The sequence below is a fragment of the Kineococcus aurantiacus genome, assembly GCF_013409345.1.
Taxonomy (GTDB): Bacteria; Actinomycetota; Actinomycetes; order Actinomycetales; family Kineococcaceae; genus Kineococcus; species Kineococcus aurantiacus.
The window spans coordinates 4,488,993-4,509,034 of the sequence record NZ_JACCBB010000001.1; the positions used below are offsets into that span (position 1 = coordinate 4,488,993).

The 20,042-nt window shown below is 75.2% G+C and carries 19 protein-coding genes and 1 pseudogene; 5 read left to right on the top strand and 15 right to left on the bottom strand.

The window, feature by feature from the left end; all coding sequences use genetic code 11:
* The first annotated feature begins 118 nt into the window (after nt 1-118).
* The 3 genes from BJ968_RS21405 to BJ968_RS21415 all read left to right on the top strand — a co-directional run bounded on the left by BJ968_RS21405 (nt 119) and on the right by BJ968_RS21415 (nt 2,434).
* Entirely contained in the window at nt 119-769 is a 651-nt protein-coding gene (locus tag BJ968_RS21405; RefSeq protein ID WP_179755294.1) for an MOSC domain-containing protein, read from the top strand.
* A 384-nt stretch (nt 770-1,153) separates the two neighbouring features.
* A complete protein-coding gene (locus BJ968_RS21410) occupies nt 1,154-1,768 on the top strand; it encodes a histidine phosphatase family protein (protein ID WP_179755296.1) in 615 nt (204 codons plus the stop codon).
* Nucleotides 1,769-1,987: 219 nt separating this feature from the next.
* Nucleotides 1,988-2,434, top strand: a complete 447-nt coding sequence (locus tag BJ968_RS21415; protein WP_179755298.1) for an SRPBCC family protein — start codon at nt 1,988-1,990, stop codon at nt 2,432-2,434.
* Nucleotides 2,435-2,502: 68 nt separating this feature from the next.
* On the opposite strand, the gene BJ968_RS21420 is transcribed toward BJ968_RS21415, so the two are convergent.
* Nucleotides 2,503-2,901: a VOC family protein gene (locus BJ968_RS21420; RefSeq protein WP_179755300.1), complete on the bottom strand. Its 399-nt coding sequence runs from the start codon at nt 2,899-2,901 to the stop codon at nt 2,503-2,505.
* A 417-nt stretch (nt 2,902-3,318) separates the two neighbouring features.
* The gene (locus BJ968_RS23830; RefSeq protein ID WP_218885219.1) at nt 3,319-3,534 is read right to left on the bottom strand and encodes a hypothetical protein; all 216 of its coding nucleotides are present in this window, start codon (nt 3,532-3,534) and stop codon (nt 3,319-3,321) included.
* Nucleotides 3,535-3,756: 222 nt separating this feature from the next.
* On the opposite strand from BJ968_RS23830, the pseudogene BJ968_RS25220 reads away from it, so the two are divergent.
* A pseudogene (locus BJ968_RS25220) lies at nt 3,757-3,981 on the top strand (hypothetical protein); the annotation flags it as partial.
* 404 nt (nt 3,982-4,385) lie between these two features.
* On the opposite strand, the gene BJ968_RS25225 reads toward BJ968_RS25220, so the two are convergent.
* The 3 genes from BJ968_RS25225 to BJ968_RS21440 form a co-directional block, all read right to left on the bottom strand.
* Nucleotides 4,386-5,015: a TetR/AcrR family transcriptional regulator gene (locus BJ968_RS25225; RefSeq protein ID WP_246314179.1), complete on the bottom strand. Its 630-nt coding sequence runs from the start codon at nt 5,013-5,015 to the stop codon at nt 4,386-4,388.
* A gap of 64 nt (nt 5,016-5,079) precedes the next feature.
* On the bottom strand, nt 5,080-6,351 hold the full coding sequence (locus BJ968_RS21435) for an MFS transporter (protein WP_179755304.1): 1,272 nt from the start codon (nt 6,349-6,351) through the stop codon (nt 5,080-5,082).
* 72 nt (nt 6,352-6,423) lie between these two features.
* Nucleotides 6,424-7,197, bottom strand: a complete 774-nt coding sequence (locus BJ968_RS21440) for an SDR family NAD(P)-dependent oxidoreductase (RefSeq protein WP_179755306.1) — start codon at nt 7,195-7,197, stop codon at nt 6,424-6,426.
* Between the two features lie 173 nt (nt 7,198-7,370).
* Here BJ968_RS21440 and BJ968_RS21445 point away from each other — a divergent pair, with 173 nt between their 5' ends.
* Entirely contained in the window at nt 7,371-8,054 is a 684-nt protein-coding gene (locus BJ968_RS21445; protein WP_179755308.1) for an SDR family NAD(P)-dependent oxidoreductase, read from the top strand.
* A gap of 22 nt (nt 8,055-8,076) precedes the next feature.
* On the opposite strand, the gene BJ968_RS21450 is transcribed toward BJ968_RS21445, so the two are convergent.
* From BJ968_RS21450 to BJ968_RS21495, 10 genes are all read right to left on the bottom strand, one after another.
* Nucleotides 8,077-8,565 carry a riboflavin kinase gene (locus BJ968_RS21450; protein ID WP_179755310.1) on the bottom strand — a complete coding sequence of 163 codons (489 nt, stop codon included), beginning with the start codon at nt 8,563-8,565 and terminating at the stop codon, nt 8,077-8,079.
* A 71-nt stretch (nt 8,566-8,636) separates the two neighbouring features.
* Nucleotides 8,637-9,299 carry an isochorismatase family protein gene (locus tag BJ968_RS21455; protein WP_179755312.1) on the bottom strand — a complete coding sequence of 221 codons (663 nt, stop codon included), beginning with the start codon at nt 9,297-9,299 and terminating at the stop codon, nt 8,637-8,639.
* Nucleotides 9,296-10,837 carry an MFS transporter gene (locus tag BJ968_RS21460; protein ID WP_179755314.1) on the bottom strand — a complete coding sequence of 514 codons (1,542 nt, stop codon included), beginning with the start codon at nt 10,835-10,837 and terminating at the stop codon, nt 9,296-9,298. Before BJ968_RS21460 ends, BJ968_RS21455 begins: the two co-directional genes overlap by 4 nt.
* Nucleotide 10,838: 1 nt before the next feature.
* A complete protein-coding gene (locus tag BJ968_RS21465) occupies nt 10,839-12,542 on the bottom strand; it encodes an amidase family protein (RefSeq protein WP_179755316.1) in 1,704 nt (567 codons plus the stop codon).
* Entirely contained in the window at nt 12,539-13,480 is a 942-nt protein-coding gene (locus BJ968_RS21470) for a nitrilase-related carbon-nitrogen hydrolase (protein ID WP_179755318.1), read from the bottom strand. The genes BJ968_RS21465 and BJ968_RS21470 overlap by 4 nt, the downstream gene beginning before the upstream one ends.
* Nucleotides 13,481-13,580: 100 nt before the next feature.
* The gene (rutA, locus tag BJ968_RS21475) at nt 13,581-14,675 is read right to left on the bottom strand and encodes a pyrimidine utilization protein A (RefSeq protein ID WP_179755320.1); all 1,095 of its coding nucleotides are present in this window, start codon (nt 14,673-14,675) and stop codon (nt 13,581-13,583) included.
* A gap of 145 nt (nt 14,676-14,820) precedes the next feature.
* Complete coding sequence (locus tag BJ968_RS21480; protein ID WP_179755322.1) at nt 14,821-15,885, bottom strand: ABC transporter permease; 1,065 nt, start codon at nt 15,883-15,885, stop codon at nt 14,821-14,823.
* The gene (locus tag BJ968_RS21485; RefSeq protein WP_218885220.1) at nt 15,885-17,486 is read right to left on the bottom strand and encodes an ATP-binding cassette domain-containing protein; all 1,602 of its coding nucleotides are present in this window, start codon (nt 17,484-17,486) and stop codon (nt 15,885-15,887) included. Before BJ968_RS21485 ends, BJ968_RS21480 begins: the two co-directional genes overlap by 1 nt.
* Nucleotides 17,483-18,652, bottom strand: a complete 1,170-nt coding sequence (locus tag BJ968_RS21490) for a sugar ABC transporter substrate-binding protein (protein WP_218885221.1) — start codon at nt 18,650-18,652, stop codon at nt 17,483-17,485. The genes BJ968_RS21485 and BJ968_RS21490 overlap by 4 nt, the downstream gene beginning before the upstream one ends.
* Nucleotides 18,653-18,821: 169 nt before the next feature.
* Nucleotides 18,822-19,925, bottom strand: coding sequence for a LacI family DNA-binding transcriptional regulator (locus BJ968_RS21495; RefSeq protein WP_179755327.1), 1,104 nt, complete (start codon nt 19,923-19,925; stop codon nt 18,822-18,824).
* Nucleotides 19,926-20,042: the final 117 nt, after the last annotated feature.

Below are 20,042 nucleotides of genomic sequence, written 5' to 3' on the forward strand. Positions count from 1 at the left end.
GCCAGCGCCACGACCGTGACCTCGCCCGCACGGCGCCACGACGGAGCACTGCCCGAGGTGCTCACGGGCGCGGGGGAACTCGCTGTCCACCGGGTGCGGCAGCTCCTACGGTGGTCGAGTGGCCGTCATCGTGAGCGTCAACGTCGGACAGCCTCGACCCGTCGCGGCGAAGTCGGGAACCAGCGGCATCGACAAGCGGCCGGTGACCGGCCCGGTGGCCGTGCGGGCGCCCGGCCCCAAGGGGGAGGGCGGCAGCGGTCTGGTCGGTGACCACATCAGCGACACCGCCAACCACGGTGGCGATCACCAGGCCGTCTACGCCTACGCCCGCGAGGACCTGGACCGGTGGGAGGGCGAACTGGGCCGTCCGCTGCCCAACGGCACCTTCGGGGAGAACCTCACCACCTCGGGGCTGGCCGTCAACGAGGCGGTCATCGGCGAGCGGTGGTCCATCGGTGAGGTGGTCCTGCAGGTCTCCTGCCCACGGATCCCGTGCGTGACCTTCGCGGTGTGGCTGGGGGAGCGGCGGTGGCTGCCGCGCTTCACCCGGGCGCGAGTTCCCGGGGCCTACCTGAGGGTGCTGACGCCGGGAACGCTCAGCGCCGGTGCGCAGGTCAGGGTGTCGGACGTGCCGGCGCACGGGGTGAGCGTGGCCACGGCCTTCGCCGCGTTCACGACACGACCGGACCTGCTGCCGCTGCTGAGCGACGTCCCGGAGCTGCCGCCGGAGGACGCCGAAGCGGTCGCCCGTCGCCTCGGTCGGCGTTGAGGGGGCGGGCCTCGGGTCAGCGGTGGTCGAGCGGGGCGGGGTGCAGGTGCCAGTCGGGGGAGTGCGCAGCCGCGCGGGGAGAACCCGGAACAGGTCGAGCAGGCGGGCTGCGGCCAGGAGGTCGTCACGTCGGCGCGGTGATCGGCTGTCCGACCGTGCGCGGGGTGGTTCTGGAAGACTGAGGCATGGACGTCCCATCGATGATCATGGGTGCCGCCATCGCCTCGGTGGTGTGGATCGCCCTCTGGCCGCGCAAGCGGACCCGCGTCAGTGACGACGCTCCACCCCGCGACTGAGCTCCACGGCGCTCGCCCCGCGCCGAGGCCGGGCACGTCGAGGTAGCGGTGCGGTGAGGGCTGGTCGGTGGCCCGGCGGGCTGCCGGGGTGATCGTCCACGTCGTCTCCCACCCCGAGGTGTTGGCGGACCCCACCGTTCCGGTGCCGCAGTGGGGTCCGGCACCGGCCGGGTACGAGCAGCTGCAGCGGTCGCTGGTGGTGCCGTGGGTGCGGTCGGCGTCGTTCGTGGCCTCCCGCGCGGAGCGCGAAGCGCTGCAGACGGCGCAGGCGGTGGCCGAGGTCAGCCGGTGCGCCGTGCACGTCGAGGAGGAACTCGGGGAGAACGACCGCAGCGCGACGGGGTTCGTCCCACCGCAGCAGTTCGAGGCGTTGGTCGATGCCTTCTTCGCCGAGCCGGAGGACAGCGTGTGCGGTGGGGAGACGGCGGCCGACGCTCAGCGGCGCATCTGTCGGGGCAGTGGACCGGGTCCTCAGGGGTGCGCGGCTCGCAGGCGTTCCGGAGGACGGTCATGTGGTGATCGCCACCCGTGGCGGTGCGCGACGTCCAGCACGGATGGCGTCGGCTGTGAGGAGCGCCTGCTCCGCGCCGGCTCGTGTCCGAGCTCGCTCGGCGTGCGTGACCACCTGGCCCGGAGTCGTCCTCCCGAAACCCTTGCCACGGCCTCGACGGGCACTTCGACCGCTCTTCGCCAGATCCGGTGAGTCGGTGCGGTTGCCTTCGTCCTGCTGACGATCGGCTGTCAGGACGCAGCACCGGCGCTCGTGGATCCAGCGGCGCAGCTCAGCGACAGGTGGTGTTCGCCAGCTGCCCTGCCCCGACCCGCGCTGCCGACGGACATCGAGCGGCACGTGTCCCATCGATGAGTTCGGGCGGCGAGGACAGTCCCACCTTCGACAGGCACCAACGACGAGGAGGACATCATGGCGACCCGTTCCATCGAGAAGGAGATCCACGTCGACGCCCCACGCGAGCGGGTGTGGGGGGTCTTGACCGGTGACGCCACGTACCGGCAGTGGACCGCGGAGTTCGCCGAGGGCTCCTACGCCGAGACCGACTGGCACGAGGGCAGCAACGTTCGGTTCCTCGGTCCCGACGGGACTGGGCTGGTCGGGCGGGTCCTGGCCAGCCGGCGCCCGGAGCTGCTCGACATCGAGTACACCGGCGTCGTGGGTGGTGGTGGTGACGACACCGAGAGCGAGCAGGCGCGCCTGTGGTCGGGGACGCACGAGACGTACCGCCTGACCGGGGCGGGCGGTGGGACGCTCCTGGCGATCTCCGCCCCGATGGAGGACGCCTACTACGACGACATGGCGGGTGCGTGGGACCGCGCGCTGGCCATCGTCAAGGAGCTGGCCGAGGTGCACTAGACCAACGCGCCGTTCGCGCCGTCACCACGACGTCGCCGCTGGTGGGAGCGGCCGTCGGAGACGGGACGTCAGTCGAGGCAGGACTCGTTCCACCCGTGGGCCAGCAGCAACCGGACCCGCACCGCGCCGAGGGCGACCAGCCGGGCGCACTCGGCCGCGAGCGCGGCGACCCGCTCGGCACCGACCAGGCCGGTGCCGACCCGTACGTCCAGGTGCAGCCGGTTCTCGGCGACCTCGCCCTCGGGGACGCGCTGGAAGGACAACCGTGGACCCGGTCCCGCCGGGTCCACGCACGCAGCCGCCGCTCCACGCCGCTGCGGCGGCAGCGTGCGCTCGAGGTCCTCCCACGCGGTGGAGCCTCCTGGTGGTGGCGGCAGGACGTGACCGAGCACCCGGCACCAGAAGCCGGCCAGACGCCGGGGGTCAGAGCAGTCGAACGTGACCTGGACCTGTCGCACCGTCGTCATGGACGCGGGCCAGGGCGCACGTGGGCTCGGCCGCACCGGCTCACCCGGCAGCGGTGAGGGCCGGTGGAGCGCTCGACCGGGCCGCTCGACGTGGTCGCCGCAGGTGGGTGACTGCTCACACGACCACTCGCTCGTCGCCACGACCGTGACGTCCGTGACCGTGGAGCCGGGGCGGTGCGGGTGAGCCGCCGACGGCTCCGCTGGTGCTCGCCGCGGGCGTGGCCGCCCGCCGGCCCCCCGCCGGCGCCCACGAGGGCCTGCGGGGGCGCCTCGCGCAGGCACGCTGGGCCGGTTCGGTTTCGGCCGCTCGCTCTCGTCGACCGGGCCCGGGGCGCGGCGGCGTGCGCGGTGGCCGACCTCACCGGTCCGGCCGGGCCGTCCCGGGCGACGGCTGACGGGGCGGGGTCGGGCGCGGGGTCAGGCCGTCGGGGGGACCCGGTCGCCGTGAGTCCCGGTGCGCCCCGCAGCGGCGGACGCCGCGGCGACCGCGGCGGGGACGTCGTCACCGGCCCGCAACGGGCGGCCGGCGAAGATCCCCTCGTGGGCCAGGACCGGACGCCGGTCACCGGCGAGCTCGGGGTGGCGCTCCTCCAGCCCCTCCCGGTGCTCGACCACCCTGCGCCAGTGGGCCACGGCGTCGGGGTGACCGCCGGCGACACCGCGCCAGCTGCGCGGCACCCGCTCCCGGGGGACACCCGCATCGGCCGCACCACCCACGTGCACGCGGCCGGGCAGGCGTCCGGCGGGCGCGCCGCACCGCGGGCAGGCCGGGTCGGGGGCGGACATCGAGGCGACACCGGCTTCGAACCGGTGCCCGCCCGGGGCGAAGGTGAGCTGCGTCTTCTGGGTCTCGTCGTGGCCGAAGACGACCTCGGCGTCCTTCTCCCGCGCGATGCGGCGCAGCTTCTCGACCGATCCCAGCCAGGCCAGGTAGCGGAACGCGGAGGCAGGTCGTGGCCACGTACGACAGGACGCACCACCGACCGCATCTTCCGCGCTGCGGTCGAGGAGTTCGCCGAGGCCGGGATCGCCGGAGCACGGGTCGACCGCATCGCCGTCAAGGCCAGGAGCAGCAAGGCGCTCATCTACAACTACTTCGGCGACTACTTCGGCGACAAGGAAACCCTGTTCGCCGCGGTCCTGCGCTCGCGGGTGAACGAGCTCGCCCAAGCGGTGGTGCTGCGGCCCGAACGGGTCGGCGACTTCGTCGGTGACCTGTTCGACTTCATGACCGCCAACCCCGACGTCCTGCGCCTGGTGTCCCACGAAGCCGCCCACTTCGCCCCCGACGCTTCCCGGAGTTCGACCGCCCCGCAGATCACGCGGATGGTCATGGACGAACCCGAGACCCGAGCTGCGCGCCCGCTACCGCGCGCACCTGGTGACCCTGGCCCGGCGCGCGCTCACCCCGGAGGGGACCACCTCCGCGGCCGGGTGAGCCGGGCGCCCGGCCCCCGCGGCACCCCACCGACCGGGGAGGTGCCTCAGGACCAGTCGCCCTCACCGGTGCCGAGGCGTTCGCGGCCGAGGTCGGTGACCGGGACGGCTGCCAGGCTGGTGAGCCCGATGTCGAGCAGCGTCGCGCGGGGGACGCCGGACCCGCCGAGGGTGGACATGCCCTCGATGACGGCGCAGAAGTACGTCCCGAGGGAGTCCGCGTCGGCGGCGGCGTCGATCTCACCGGCGGCCTGGGCCTCGGCGATGCAGGCGGCGTAGTGCCGGCTCATCGACTCGAACGCGGCCGCGACGGTCGAGGCGACCTCCGGGTCGCGCGCCGAGAGCTCGACGGCGGCCTTGGTGAACAGGGACGGGGCGGCCTGCGCCGCACCGTGCTCGACGGCGACCTTGACGAGCTGGGCGCGTATGCGCGTGATGGGGCTGTCCACCCCGTGCCGGATGGACTCGACGGCGTCGACCGCCTCGGCGGCGTCGCTGAGGAACGCCCGCATGAACAGTTCCTTCTTGCCGCCGAAGGCGTTGTAGAGGCTCTGCCGGGCCAGGCCCGTCGCCTCGAGCAGGGTGTCGAGCGACGTGCCGGCGAACCCCGTCTCCGCGAACGCCTTCCGGGCGCGGGCGATGACGTCTGCTTCGTCGAACGTGCGGGGCCTGGGCATGAGCGTCCTTCTCGTCGGGTTCTCGACCGTCCTGCCCACCATGGTGCCGGACGGTGCGGGTGGTTCAGGGGTTCTGCGGCGCGGACGCGGCGCTGGTGGGCCGGGGTGCGGCCGGGCTCGTGCCGCCGGTCGTGGGGTCGGCCGCCCTCCGGGAGCCCAGCGCGATGAACGCGACGGCTCCGGCGAGCGCGATCGCCCCGGCGAGCCGGAAGTCGGCGTCGAGGCCGGCGGAGGTGACCACCGCGCCACCGAGGACGGAACCGGCGGCGAGCGCGAGCTGGATCGTGGTGACGAACAGCGCCAGCCCGGTCTCGACGCCGGCCGGTGAGGCGGTGGACATCCAGGTCTGCATCGCCAGCGGCAGCGCCCCCCACGCGGAACCCCACACGACGAGCAGTGCGAGGACCGCGACGGTCGAGTGCGCCAGCAGTGGCAGCAGCACCACGGTCGCCGCGAGCACGACCTTCGCGGCCCCCGTCGTGGCGATCACGCTGCGGCTCAACGTCACACCGGCCGCGAAGTTGCCCGCGACGCCGGCCACGCCGAAGGCGAGGAGCCCGAGGGTGACGGTCCCGGGACCGGCGCCGGCCCGGTCCTGCAGGAAGGGGGCGACGTAGGTCGAGGCGGCGAACTGCGCGGCGAAGGCGAACGCGGCCGCGAGGAGCCCGACCCGGGCGCGCGGCACGCGGAACAGCGCGCCGAGGGTGGAGACCCGCACGCGGTGCGCGGCGGGGATGCGGGGCAGCGTCAGCAGTTGCAGCCCGAGGGCGGTCAGGCCGATCAGGCCGCCGATGACGAAGGCGACCCGCCAGCTCGTCAGCGCGGAGACCGCCGCTCCCAGCGGGAGGCTGACGACGGTGGCCACGGAGATCCCCCCGGTGATGAGGGCGGTGGCCCGGATGGTGTCCGTGGGCGGGACCAGCCGCCCGGCGATCCCGGCCCCGGTGGCCCAGAACCCGCCGAGGCTGATGCCCAGGAGCACCCGGCCCAGGAGCAGGACGCCGAAGGTGGGGGCGAGGGCGGCCAGGGCGTTGGAGGCGATGAGCAGCGCGCTGAGGCCGACGAGCACGACGCGGCGGTCCAGGCCGGAGGCGGCGACGGTGACGACGGGGGCGGCCAGCGCGGCGAACAGGCCGGTGACGACGACCATCAGGCCCGCGGTCCCGACGCGGACGTCCAGTTCGGAGGCGATGGCGGGCAGGAGCCCGACGGGCAGCAGTTCGGACAGGACGATGGCGAAGGACCCCAGGGCGACGGAGGCGACGCCGACCCAGCCCCGGCGGGGGGTCGGTCCGGGTCCGGTCCCGGGAGGGACGTGGTCGGTGGGGGTGGTCACGGCAACTCCTCGGTGGGGTTCGCGGTGCGGGACGGTGGGGTCAGGCGGTGGTGGGGTCAGGCGGTGGTGGGGTCAGGCGATGGTGGAGCCGCCGTCGACGAAGACCTCGCTGCCGGTCATGCCCGAGCTCTGGTCCGAGACCAGGAACAGCACGACGGAGGCGATCTCCTCGGGGCGCAGGACCCGGCCGAGGGGCAGGCCGGCGGCGATCTGCTGCACCAGGGCGTCGCCGTTCTCCGGGGCCAGCCCCTTGAGGCCGGGGGTCTCGGTGGGGCCGGGGACGACGGTGTTGATGCGGATGCCGCGGGGGGCCAGTTCGGCGGCCCAGGTGCGGGTGAGGGTGGCGACGGCGGCCTTGGAGGCGCCGTACAGGCCGAAGTTCGGTTCGGTGCCGGACCCGGCGGTGGAGCCGGTGACGACGACGGCGGCGCCGGGGTTGAGGTGGGGCAGGGCGCCCCGCACGGTGAGGGTGGTGCCGCGGACGTTGGTCGCGAAGGCGGTGTCGATGTCGTCGGCGCTCACCTCGCCCAGGGGCTTGAAGCCCCCGCCGCCGGCGTTGGCGTGGACGGCGTCCAGGCCGGTGCCACGGGCGGCGACCACGTCGAACAGGTCCTGGATCTGGGCGGGGTCGGCGGCGTCGGCGCGCACGGTGGTGACCGCCTCGCCCAGCTCGGCGGCGACGGCGTCGAGCTGGGCCTGGCGGCGTCCGGTGACGACGACGTGGGCGCCCTCGTGCACGAAGCGGCGGACGACGGCCAGGCCGATGCCGGAGGTGCCGCCGGTGACCAGGGCGGTCTTGCCGGCGAGGACGGCGGTGGGTGCGGCGGTGGGTGCGGTGGTGGTCATGGTCGGCTCCGTCCACGTTGTTGACTGGCTGGTCCTGAACGCTAGACGGAGCTGGACCAGTCAGTCAAGAACAATCGGTCAAAAACTTCGGGAGCCGTCGACGTCCTCCGTGCGCGCAGGTCCGGCCCCGTACCGGCCGGGCGCCCGCACCGGGGGACACCTAGCCTGGCCGGATGGATCTCGGGCTGGAGTCGCGGGTCGTGCTGGTCGCCGGTGGGCGGGGCTACGTCGGGTCGGCGGTGGCGCGGCAGCTGGGGGCCGAGGGCGCCACGGTCGTGGTGGCCTCCCGCGAGCCGGGGCCCGACGGGGTGCCGCTGGACCTGCGCGACCAGGGCTCGGTCGACGCCGCGGTGCGCCGCGTGCTCGACGAGCACGGCCGGATCGACGGGCTGGTGGTGTCCGCGGCGCCGTCGGCGCGGACCCTGGACCCGGCCCGCCACGCCGACCCCGTGCAGATCGCGCAGGCGCTGGACGCCAAGGCGCTGGGTTTCGTGCGGCTGGTCGCCGCGGTGACCCCGGCCATGCGGTCGGCCGGGTACGGGCGGGTGGTGGGCATCAGCGGCCAGAACGCCTACCTGACCGGCAACCTCACCGGGGCGCTGCGCAACGCGGCGCTGGTCATCGCGGCGAAGGGTTTCGCCGACGACCTGGCCGGGACGGGGGTGACCGTGAACACCGTGAACCCCGGTCCGGTGACCGACGAGCCGTCGGCGCAGGTCCCGGCGGGTGGCCCGGGGGAGTCGTCCCCGGAGCAGATCGCGGCGCTCGTGACGTTCCTCGTCTCGCCCCTGGCCGCGGCGGTGAGCGGGGAGGCGATCGCGGTGGGGCACCGCGTGCGCGGCGCGGTCACCTTCTGACCGGGCGGTCCCGGACCGCGCCTCAGCGCGGGGGCGCCACCAGCAGGTGCCCCAGCCCGGCGCCCACGGCCCACGCCCGCGTCCGCGCCACGTCGCGCTGCATCTGGGCCACCAGTTCCGCCGACCCGCTGAACGCCTGCTGCGGACGCAGCCGGACGTGCAGCCGCACGAGCACGGACCGGTCGTACAGGTCGCCGGTGAAGTCCAGCAGGTTCGCCTCCAGGAGCCGTTCGCCGTCCTCGCCGTAGTAGGTGGGGCGACGCCCGAGGGAGACGGCGGCGACGTGCAGCGGACCACCGCCGGAGGGGTCGACGTGCACGGTGCCGGCCCACACCCCGTCCCCGGGACCGGTCCCGGCCAGGGCGACGTTGGCGGTGGGGAAACCCAGGAGGCGGCCCCGCTGGTCGCCGTGCTCCACGACCCCCTCGACGGTCAGCACGGCCCCGCGCGGGTGGGGCGGCGCCCACCGCGGGTCGCCGGCGGGGCGGGTCGTCGTCGCTGCCTCGGCCACGGGTTCGCTCCTCGTCGTGTGCTTCGTCGTGCTGGTCCCGCCCGCTCCCGCGGACCGCCCCGGGGCCGGCGTCACGAGCCGGCCGGGACGGCGGTGGCACCGGCGGCCAGCCGCTGCAGGCTCGCCTCCAGCGACCAGACCTCGCCCATCTTGTGCGCGATGTCGAAGAGGTTCGCCCGGTGGATCTCCGCGTCGCGGTCACCGACGGCGTCGGCGACGACGATCGGCACGAAACCGTGCTGCATGGCGTCCAGGGTGCTGGCGCGCACGCACCCGGAGGTGCTCAGCCCCGCGATGAACAGGGTGTCGACCCCCAGACCGTGCAGGTGGTCGGCGAGGCCGGTGCCGAAGAACGCGCTGGGGAACTGCTTGACGACCTCGTGCTCGCCCGGCAGGGGGTGCAGCCCCTCGACGTACGCGGCGAACGGGCTGCCCGTGGTGAAGGCCGTCAGCGCGGGCACCTTGCGGAAGAACACCCCCGCGTCCGAGCCGTCCGGCCTGATGTCGACGCGGGTCACGACGACCGGCACCCCCGCGGCGCGGGCCGCGTCGAGCAGCACCCGCATCGCCGCCACCGGTTCCTCCACCCCGGCGTACAGCGAGCAGGCGGGGTCGGTGTAGGCGCGGGCGGGGTCGATGAGCAGCAGCGCCGGACGTCGGCCGGGGGCGAGGTGGTGGCCGTAGCCGGCCGCCTCGTAGTCCTGCTGCTGGGCGCCGCGCGGGTCGGTGGTCACGGGTGTGCTCCTTCGGCGGTGGGGGCGGGTCGCGCCGGTGGCGCGGGCGGTGGCTGGGCCGGTGGTTGCGCGGGTGGCTGGGCCGGTGGCTGCGTCGGTGGCTGGGCGCGGCGCCGGGGCAGGCTCCAGCAGGCCACCAGCGCGAGCAGGGCCAGGACGGCCAGGACGGTGAGGGCGGTGCGCACCCCGGTCGCGAAGGCGTCGGCGACGCCGCTGGTGCCGAGGTTCCCGGCGTAGGCGGCGGCGCGGTCCCCGGCGGCCAGCCCGCTCGTGGCGGTGCCCAGCGCCAGCGCCGTGCTGAGCAGGTACCCGACGTTCTGCAGCGCCGAGCGGACCCCGTTCGCCGCGCCCCGCGACCCCGCGGCCACGGTCAGCATGAGGGTGCTGGTGCTGGGGGTCATGAACAACCCGGTGCCGACCCCCACCGCCGCCAGGGCCGGTCCGACCAACCAGTAGGGGCTGCCCGGGCGCAGGACCACGGCCAGCCCGACCACCCCGGCCAGCACCAGCGCGCTGCCGGCGGTGGTCAGCGCCCGGGCGCTGACCCGGCCCACGAGGTGCCCCGCGGCGACGGCGGCCAGCGTCGTGCCGACCGCCACGGGACTGACCAGCAGGCCCGCGGCCAGCGCGTCCCGGCGCCCGGTGGCCTGCAGCACCAGGGAGGCGAGCACGACGACGGAGTACTGGGCGGCGGCGTTGAGCAGGACCGCCGCGTACAGCGGCGCCCGCACCCGGTGCACCACGAGGCGCAGGTCGACCAGGGGGTGCCGGCGACGGGCCTGCAGCAGGACGAAGGCCGCCCACGCGGGCACGGCGAGCGCCGCGACCGCCACGGGCCCGCCGGTGCCGGGCAGACCCGTCGCGGCCAGCGCGTCCGGGGACAGCGCCAGCAGCGTCGCGGCCAGCGCCAGCGCGGACAGGACCGCCCCGGCCAGGTCGAACGGCTGGCGCGGGCCCGGTGGGCGGCGGGCCGCCGGCAGGACCAGCAGCGACCACACCAGACCCACCACGCACAGCGGCAGCGTGAGCAGGAACGTGCCGCGCCAGCCCAGCAGCGCGGTCGCCGCGCCCCCCAGCAGCGGTCCGGCCGCCTGGCTGACGGCGGCGACGGTGGCGTTCAGCCCCAGCGCGCGCCCCAGCGAGGAGCCGGGGAAGACGTCGGTCAGCAGGGGCGTGGTGTTGGTGACGAGGGCGGCGGCCCCCACGGCCTGCACGGCGCGCGCCGCGATGAGCACCTCCGCCGAGGGGCTCAGCGCGCACGCCGTCGTCGCGGCGGTGAAGACCGCGAAACCCGTCAGGTAGAGGGGGCGGCGGCCCACGATGTCGGCCAGGCGCCCCAGGGCCAGGATCAGCGCCGTCGTCAGGAGCATGTACGACAGCAGCACCCAACTGGCCTGGCCCGCGCTCGCGCCCAGGGCCCGGGTGATGGTGGGCAGGGCGACGTTGACCCCGGAGACGTTGAGGAACACCACGACCACGCCGCAGCTGGTGGCGGAGAAGACCGTCCACGGCGAGCGCGCCCGGGAACCGGCACCCACGTCAGCGGGCCGCCGGCGCGGCGGTGGGGGGCGCGGCGAGGTGGTGGTCGGTGAGGCGCTGGAACGCCACGCCCAGCCCCAGCAGCACGGCGTCGTCGAAGGGGCGGCCCACGAGCTGCACGGCCACCGGCAGCCCGTCGCGGCCCCGCCCGGCGGGCAGCACCAGCGCCGGCGAGCCGGTCAGGTTGAAGGGGGAGGTGTTGCGCGGCAGCACTTCCTGCAGCGGCAGGCGCCGCCCGTCCACCTCGACGCTCAGGTCCTCCAGCCGGGGGGCGGTGGCCCCGACCCCCGGGGTGAGCAGCGCGTCCACGCCCGCGGCGTCCATCGCGGCCTGCACCTGCCGCTGCGCCAGGGGCCGCGCCCGCAGCGCGCGCAGGTAGTCCGCGGCGCTCGCGGCGGCGCCGCGGGCCAGCCGCTTGCGGGTTCCGGCGTCGAACAGGTCGAGCTGCGGCAGGGCGGCCTCCTGGGTGGCCAGCAGTTCGCAGGACAGCACCACCAGGGCGTCGGCGTACGCCTCGCCCGCGCCGGGCAGGTCCACGTCGACGACTTCGGCGCCGGCGCTGCGCAGCACGTCCACGGCGGCGTCGACGGCGGCCACGACGGCGGGGTCGCAGCGCTGCTCGAACCAGCCGCGCACCCGGCCCAGCCGGCGTCCCCGCAGGTGGGCGTGCGCGGCCACGTCCGCGGGGGAGCAGGCGGGCACGTCCTCGGCGGCGGCCGGGTCGGTGCCGTCGGGCCCGGCGAGCACGTGCAGCACCGCCGCGAGGTCCGCGGCGCTGCGGGCCAGCGGCCCGACGTGGTCCAGCGTCCACGACAGGGTCGCGACACCGGTGCGGGGGACGAGGCCCCGGGTGGGTTTGAGCCCCGTGAGCCCGCAGACCGAGGCCGGGACCCGGACCGACCCGCCGGTGTCGGTGCCCAGCGCCAGCGGCACCACGCGCGCGGCCACGGCCGCGGCCGAACCGGTGGAGGACCCGCCGGTCCACCGCCCGGCCTCCCAGGGGTTCTGCACCGCCGGGAAGCGCCGGCCGGTGGGCAGGCCGCACGCGAACTCGGTGGTCGCGGTCATCGCCACGGGGACCGCGCCCGCGGCCCGCAGCCGCGCGACGGCGGTGGCGTCGGCGGCCGCGACGCGCTCGCCGGTGTGCAGCGAACCGCACGTGACGGCCGTGCCGGCGACGTCGACGATCTCCTTGACCGCGAACGGCACGCCCTCCAGGGGGCGGGCGGTGCCGGTGGCCCAGCGGCGGGCGCTCTCGGCGGCGGCCGCCCGGCTGCCGGTGACGGCGGCGGTGAAGGCCGTGGGGGCCGGGCCGACGGGGCCGGTGGCGGCCACGACGGCGTCGTGCACGGCCAGCGGGTCCAGCGACCCGTCGGCGTAGGCGGCCAGCAGGTCCAGGACGCCGGGGGCCCCGGAGGCGTCCGGGCCGGGCAGCGGCAGCCGCGCCGGTGCTCCGGCCGGGGAGGCGCCCGGGGCGCGGTGCGCTCGCGCGGCCCGTCGCAGGAACGCCTCGGCCGCAGCGGGTTCGGGGCCTTCGGCGCTGGGTGAGGCGGGGTGGACGCGGGTGCGGGCGGCGGCCAGCAGGTCCTGGACCTCGGTGTCCGCGAGCGCGGCGCGGGCCAGGTCGGCGACGACGCCGGCGGTGCCCCCGGTGGTGCGCTCGGTGGTCTCCTCGGTGCCGTCCCGGGTGGTGGTGGCGCTCACGCGGGGACCCCGCCGCGGGTCAGGCGGGCCAGCAGGTCCACGACGTCGGCGCGCCGGTCGCGTCCGAGCGGGAACGACGCGCGCGTGCGCTCGACGTCGGCGAGGTCGAGGTCGACGCGCAGCACGTGCCCGGGCTGGTGGGGCGGAGCCTCGGCGAGCACGCGGCCGGTGGGGTCCACCACGCAGGAGCGGCCGAAGTAGTCGACGGAGGTCCCGTTGAGGTGCTCGGTGCCGGCGCGGTTGGCGGCGACCACGAAGGTCTGCGACTCCATGGCCCGCACCGACAGCTCGGTGGTGAACAGGGTCTCGCGGTTGCCGAGCGAGCTGACGACGGCCAGGACGACCTCGGCGCCCATGGCCCGGGCCAGCGCCCAGTGCTCGGGGAAGGAGCGGTCGTAGCAGATGACGCACGCGAACCGGGTGCCGAGCAGGTCGAGCACGACGGGGGCGGGGCCGGGGGCGAAGAAGTACTTCTCGTCCACGTCGACGCCGCCGACGTGGTTGGCGGGCAGGGCCAGCTTCCGGTACGCCGGGTGGGTGCGGCCCTCGGCGTCGCGCCAGCGCAGCAGTTCCCCGTGCGCGTCGACGGCCACCGCGGAGTTGTGCAGGACACCGGCGGGGGTGCGTTCGTACATCCCCCACACGAGGGCCACGCCGAGCTCGCGCGCGAGCGCGCCGAAGAACTCCGTGGCCGGCCCGGGCAGGGTCTGCGCCCAGCCGCCGCGGTCGACGGCGCGGGAGGTGCAGAAGTACGGGGTGGTGATGAGCTCGGGCAGCAGCACCAGGTCCGGGCGCTGGCCCGAGCCGTCGGGGCGGGCCGCTTCGCGGACCAGGCCCGCCAGGACCTCCAGGTTCGCCGCCAGGTCCTCGGTGCACCCCCCGGCCTGCACGACGCCGATCCGCAGGGGCCGCGCCGGGCCCGGGTCCGTACCGTTCACGTCCTGCTCCTCCTGCTGCGTGGTGCTGGGTGGTGCTGGTGGGTGTGCCGCCCGCCGCGCGGCGTCGGGACCGGGTCGCGACGCCGCGCGGGACCCGGGTTCAGGCGGGGACGCCGGCCTGGGCCGGGATGCGGTGGCGCGAGCGCATGAGGGGCTGGATGCGGGTGCCGAAGTCCTCCACGCCCTGGACGAAGTCGTCGAAGGTGAGCATGACGCCCTCGACGCCGGGCAGGCCGGCCAGTTCGTCGAGCATCCGCGCCACGGTCTCGTAGGACCCGACGAGGGTGCCCATGTTGAAGTTCACCGCGCCCTCGGGCAGCGAGATGGTCCGGGCGGTGGAGCTGTCGTCGGCGCTGGCGTCGGCCGACGCCTCCCCGGCCTGGTAGTCCAGGGCGCTGGTGTCGGCGTTGTCGTGGTAGTCGTGCCACTTGGCCATGGCCAGCTCGTCGGTCTCGTCGGCGATCACCATGAACAGGGCGAACGCGCCCACGTCGCGGCCGGTCCGCTCCACGGCCTGCACCAGGCGCTCACCGGTCTCGGTCAGCGCGGTGGGGGTGTTCACCCCGGTGCCCATGAGGAAGTTGTGGTCGGCGTGCTCGGCGGCGAACGCCATGCCCGACGGGCTCTGCCCGGCGGCGACGACGTCGATGTGCCCGCCCGTCGGCTGCGGCGACAGCACGCAGTCGTCCATCGTGTAGAACTCGCCCTTGAAGTCGCTGCGGCCGTTCGCCCACAGCTCGCGCATGACCTGCACGTACTCGGCGGCGCGGGCGTAGCGGTTCTTGAAGTGCTCGTCCCCCGGCCACAGGCCCATCTGCGTGTACTCGCCCGGCGCCCAGCCGGTGACGATGTTCACCCCGAACCGGCCCGGGGCGATCGAGTCGATGGTCGAGGCCATGCGCGCGACGAGGGCCGGCGGCAGCGTGAGGATCGCGGTGGAGGCGTACAGCTTGATCTTCTCGGTGACCGCGGCCAGGCCCGCCATGAGGGTGAAGGACTCCATGGCGTGGTCCCAGAACTCGGTGTCGCCGCCGAACCCGCGGAACTTCACCATCGACAGCGCGAAGTCCAGGCCGTGCTCCTCGGCCTTCTGCACGATCTGCTTGTTCAGCTCGAACGTGGGCATGTACTGCGGGGAGCTCTTGGAGATGAGCCAGCCGTTGTTCGCGATCGGGATGAACACGCCGATGTCCATGGGGTCCTCCTCAGTCCGTGCGGGTCCGTGGTCGTCCGCCGCGGGGGCGAGCGGGTGCGGTAGGTCGTGACTTCGAATGTATTGGCGAGTCGTTGCGTCCTTGTCTCCAGAGTGTGAACACCGTGTTGCGGCGCCCTGCGACGGCTCAGCCGGCGGCGGCGGCGCGGTGGCGCACGTACCGGCTCAGCCCGACGGCCACCACGAGCGCGCCGCCGTAGAACAGCTGCTGCACGAAGCTCTGGGCGCCCATCATCTGCAGCCCCACGACCCCCGAGGACAGGAAGTACACCGCCACCACCGTCCCGATCGGGTTGAACCGCCCCGGGACGATGGCTGTGGCCCCCAGGTAGGCGGCCGCGAACGCCGGCAGCAGGAACGACTGGCCCGAGGAGGGGTCGGCCCCGCCGAGGGCGCCGGCGTAGACCACCCCGGCCAGGCCCGCGATGAGCGAGGCCCCCAGGAACGCGCCGGCCCGCAGCCGGTCTACCGCGAAACCGGACAGCTCGGCCACCTTCGGGCTGCGCCCCACGAACAGCAGCCGGCGGCCCAGCGGGGTGAACTCCAGCACCAGGGCGAGCACCACCGCGGCCAGCAGGGCCGCGTAGAACTGCAGCGGCACCCCGAGGAACCGGCTGCCGACGGTCGCCGAGACCAGGGCGGGGTCGATGCCCGTGACGCTGGACTGGCCGCTGATCCACTGCACGACGCCGAGGGCGAACGTGCCCGAGCCGAGGGTGACGATGAACGAGGGGATGCCGAAGCGCACGACACCCACCGCGTTGGCCAGGCCGACCACGAGGGCCGACCCGACCCCGGCCAGGACCGCGGTCCCGATGCCCCAGCCGTGCTGGACGTTCAGCACCGCGGTCACCATGGCCGACAGCGACAGCGTGGAGGCGACCGACAGGTCGAACTCCCCGGTGGTCAGGGGCAGCAGCACGCCCAGCGAGACGATGAGCAGGACGGCCTGCGAGCCCAGGACGCTCTGCAGGTTCCCCGCGGTGGCGTACGTGTCGGGCCGCAGGACGCAGAACACCGCCAGGACCAGGGCCCAGGCCCCCAGGAGCGCGAAGCGCTCGCCGTGCGCGCGGACCCGCGGTGCGCGGGTCGCCCGGGGACCCCCCGCCCCCCGCGCCACCCGCGGGGCCGCCTGCCCCGTCGCCTGCCCGGGTGCCTGCCCGGGCGTCTGTCCGGTCGTCTGCTGGGTCATCAGCTGCTCTCCTGGGTCTGGGGGGTGCGGGCCTGCTGCCGGGGGAGGGGTGCGGTGCTGGACAGCACCCGGTCGGAGATCGTCGCCGGGTCCAGCTCGGGGCCGCTCAGCTCGGCCACGACCCGCCCCCGCGCCAGCACCAGCACGCGGTCGCAGACGGTGGCCAGCTGCTCGTAGTCGGAACTGGCCAGCACCGTCGCCGCGCCGTCCTCGGCGACCGCGCGCAGCAGCCCGAAGATGTGCGCGCGGGCCCCGACGTCGACGCCCTGGGTCGGTTCGGCCAGCAGCACGAGCCGGGGACCGACCTGCAGCCACTTGGCCAGCACGGCCTTCTGCTGGTTGCCCCCGCTGAGGGTGCCGAACACCGCCCCCGGGTCGCGCGGGCGGACGTCGAAGCGCTCGGCCAGCTCCTCGGCGCGCCGGCGCAGGGCCCGCGGCCGCAGCCGCCAGCGCGACCCCAGCTCGGTCAGGACGGGCATCGTGACGTTCCGCTCGACGCTCTCCTCCAGCACGCCGCCGTCCTGGCGCCGGTCCGCGGGCACGTAGACCACCCCGCGCCGCAGCGAGGACGCGGGCCGGGCCGAAGGGACCGGCTGCTCGCCGCCGTCGACCTCGAGCACGCCGCCGCGGGCGCGCCGGGCCCCGTACAGCAGCGGCAGGACCTCCTCCGCGCCGGAACCGGCCAGCCCGGTCAGCCCGAGCACCTCCCCGCGCCCGACGTCGAAGGAGACCCCGTGCAGCCGCGGGGCGTGCAGGTCCCGGACCCGGACGCGCGGGGAGCGCGTGGCCGGACCGACCGGACCCGCCGCATCCCCCGAGCCCGCCGCAGCGGCCCGGGACCGCGGCGCCACGGCCCCCGCCGGGCCGACGATCAGCTCGGCCAGCCGCTCCGGGGTCGTGGCGGCCGAGTCGACCGTCGCCTCCAGGCGGCCGTCGCGCAGGACGCTGACGCAGCTGGTGTGCGCCAGTACCTCGTGCAGGTCGTGGGACACCAGCAGCACCCCGGTGCGCCCGTCCGCGACGAGCTCGCGCACCAGCCCGAACAGCAGGTCGGTGCCCTCGCGCGGCAGGAACACCGTCGGCTCGTCGAGGATCAGCAGCGCGCGGGAGTCCCCGAGCTCCTCGACCGCCCGCAGGATCGCGACCAGGGCCCGCTCGGTGTCACCCAGGCTCGCCACCGGCGCGGCCGGGTCGACGTCCACCTTGTACCGCTGCAGCGTCCGCCCGGCGAGGCGGCGCTCGGCGCGCCAGGACACCACCGCCCGGCGGGCGGCGATCGCCTGCGCCACGCGCATGTTCTCGGCCACCGACAGTTCCGGCAGCAGGCCCAGGTCCTGGTGCACGACGCTGATCCCGAGGCGGCGGAACTCCCCGGGCGCCAGGGGCAGGGGCACCGGGCGCCCGTGGACCTCCAGGCGGCCGCCGGGGTCGGGGGCGTGCACGCCGGTGAGGACCTTGATGAGCGTCGACTTGCCCGACCCGTTCTCGCCCAGCAGCCCGTGCACCTGCCCGGCGCCGATCTCCAGGTCGACGCCGTCGAGCGCGCGGTGCGCACCGAACGTCTTGCTCAGCGCGCCCACCCGCAGGACGGGGGTCGTCACGGCGCACCCCACAGCGCCTCGTACCCGGCGACGTAGGCGTCGCCGTAGCCCTTGCCGGCCGCCGGCGGGGTCCCGGTGGCGTCGACGTTGTCGTCCGTGAAGACCTTCAGCGGCGTCTTCTCGTCGCCCCCCTCCACCAGCGGCGAACCCGTGAGCACCCGGCCGACCTGGTCCAGGGTGGACCACGCCAGCCAGCTGATGTTCTCCCCGACGTCCATCGCCATGACGTCGCCGTCCTGGATGAGCTTGAGGACCTCCGGGGTCCCGTTGAACGAGGCCATCTGCACCTGCCCCGTCTTGCCGGCGGCGGTGATGCCCTGCTGGGCGTACAGCGACATGGAGTCGTACACCGGCAGGACGTACCCCACGCCGGGGTCGGCCTGCAGCGCGGTCTGCACCTCCCCGGAGATCTTCGTGGCCCAGTCGGTGACCGGGACGTTGACGACCTTCACGCTGCACGCCGGGCAGTTCTGCTCGAACGTCGCGCGCATCGACGCGATCATGCCCTTGGAGGGCGGCACCTCGTCGGCCGTGAGCAGCACGGCGTTCGCCTCGCCCCCCGAGTCGGCGATCGCCCAGTTCGCAATGAGAGCCGCCGCCTCGTCGAACGGCGCGGTCACCTGGGCGGTCACGAGGTCGGCGGCCTGCGGGCTGAACGTGTCGCCCGTCTGCAGGGTGTGGGTGACGACGACGGGGATCCCGGCCGCCTTCGCCCGTTGCAGCGCAGGGACGATGAGGTCGACGTTGATGCCCTGCGCCAGGACGATGACGTCGGCGCGCCGGCTGATGGCCTGGTCGATGCCCGCGCTGTGCTCGGTGGGCGTGCCCTGGTTGGTGTACTCCACCCACGTGGCCCCGTAGCGCTCGGCGATGGCGGCGCTCTCCTCGTCGACGGCCTGCACGTACGGCACCGCCGAGGAGTTCGGGATGTTGAACACGGTCTTGCCGCGGATGCCGCTCATCGCGAAGGCCGGGGCGTCGAGCTCGAACGCCGGGTCGCCGGTGGCGGCCTGCACCGCGGCGGTGGCGGCGGCGACGCCGTCGGCGTCGACCTCGCCCCCGCCGGTGGCGGCGGTGGAACCGCCGCTGCAGGCCGTCAGGCCGACGGTCAGCGCGAGGACGGCGGCGGACGCGGCGCGCATCCGGGACGAGGGAGCACTGGGCACGGGATGCCTCCAGGACGGCGGGGCAGGCGGGGGAGGGGCACGTGGTGACGAGGACGCGCGGTGACGGGGCACGCGGTGGGACCGCACCGCGCGGGCGGTGCAGCGGCCGCGTGCCTTCGAAGTCACGAGAAAACTAGGTCGATCCCGTTACGACCCGGCTCCCCGGTGGTTAAGAGTGCGTTACGCCACCGCGGGCCCCGCCCGCACCGCCCCGCCGCGCACCGCGGCGCGTCGAACCCCGCTCCACGAGTTCGACGTCGAACACGCGGTGCACGGGAGGCAGGTCGGGGTTCGCCATCCGCGCCAGCATCGCCGATGCGGCGGCCTCGGCCATCTCCACCAGCGGTTGCCGGACGGTGGTGAGGTCGATCATCGACCACCCCGCCCAGTCCAGGTCGTTGTAACCGATGACCGCGACGTCGTCGGGCACCGACAACCCCAGGCGACCGGCGGCGTCCAGCGCGCCCAGCGCGATGTAGTCGGTCTGGCAGAAGAGGGCGTCGGGGCGCTCCCCGGCGGCGGTGTCCCCCAGCAGGCTCAGCGCTCCCTCCAGGCCGGTCCGCGGGTCGACCTGACCCCGGCGCACGCGCTGGCGGGGCAGCGGCAACCCCAGGGCCGCCAGTTCGGAACGGAAACCGCGCTCGCGGCGGGCCAGGCTGGGGTTGTCCCTCGGCCCGGCCACCATCGCCGGCCGGCGCGCGCCGATGGCGTGCAGGTGACGTGCCGCCAACCGCCCGCCCTCGACGTTGTCGGAGGTCACCCGGTCCACCCGTCCGCCCAGTTCCGCGTCGACGTCGCGGTTGAGCACCACGACCGGCATCCCCGCGTCCAGCAGGTCGGCCACCACGGGGGAGGTGGTGCGCGCCGAGATGTAGACGATGCCGTCGACGATGCCGCCGCGCAGGCCTCCCAGGCTGTGCTCGAACTCCCCGGACTCCTCCTCGTGGTCGCTCAGCAGCACCACGCGGTACCCGTGGGCGTGGAACTGCTTCTGCAGCGTCCCGATGAGCACGGGGTAGGAGGGGTTGCGCAGGTCGCCGGAGACGATCGCGACCGAGGAGGTGCGCCGGGTGATGAGGCTGCGCGCCGAGGCGTTGACGACGTACCCCATCTCGCGCGCCACCCGCAGGACCAGTTCGCGGGTCTCGGGCACGACGCGGGCGTCCCCGCGCAGGGCCCGCGACACCGTCGACTGCGACACCCCCGCCGCGCGCGCGACGTCGTACCCGGTGACGGGCTCCCGGCCGGGAGGGGTGACTGCGGAGTCGTGCATGGACGTGAGGATAGGTCGCCACCCCCCGGGCACGCCGCGCCGCCGCGCTGCCCGCCGGCGGACCGCGGTGGACACACGCCGGCAACGCCCGCGCAACACAGCTGGTCGACCATGGCC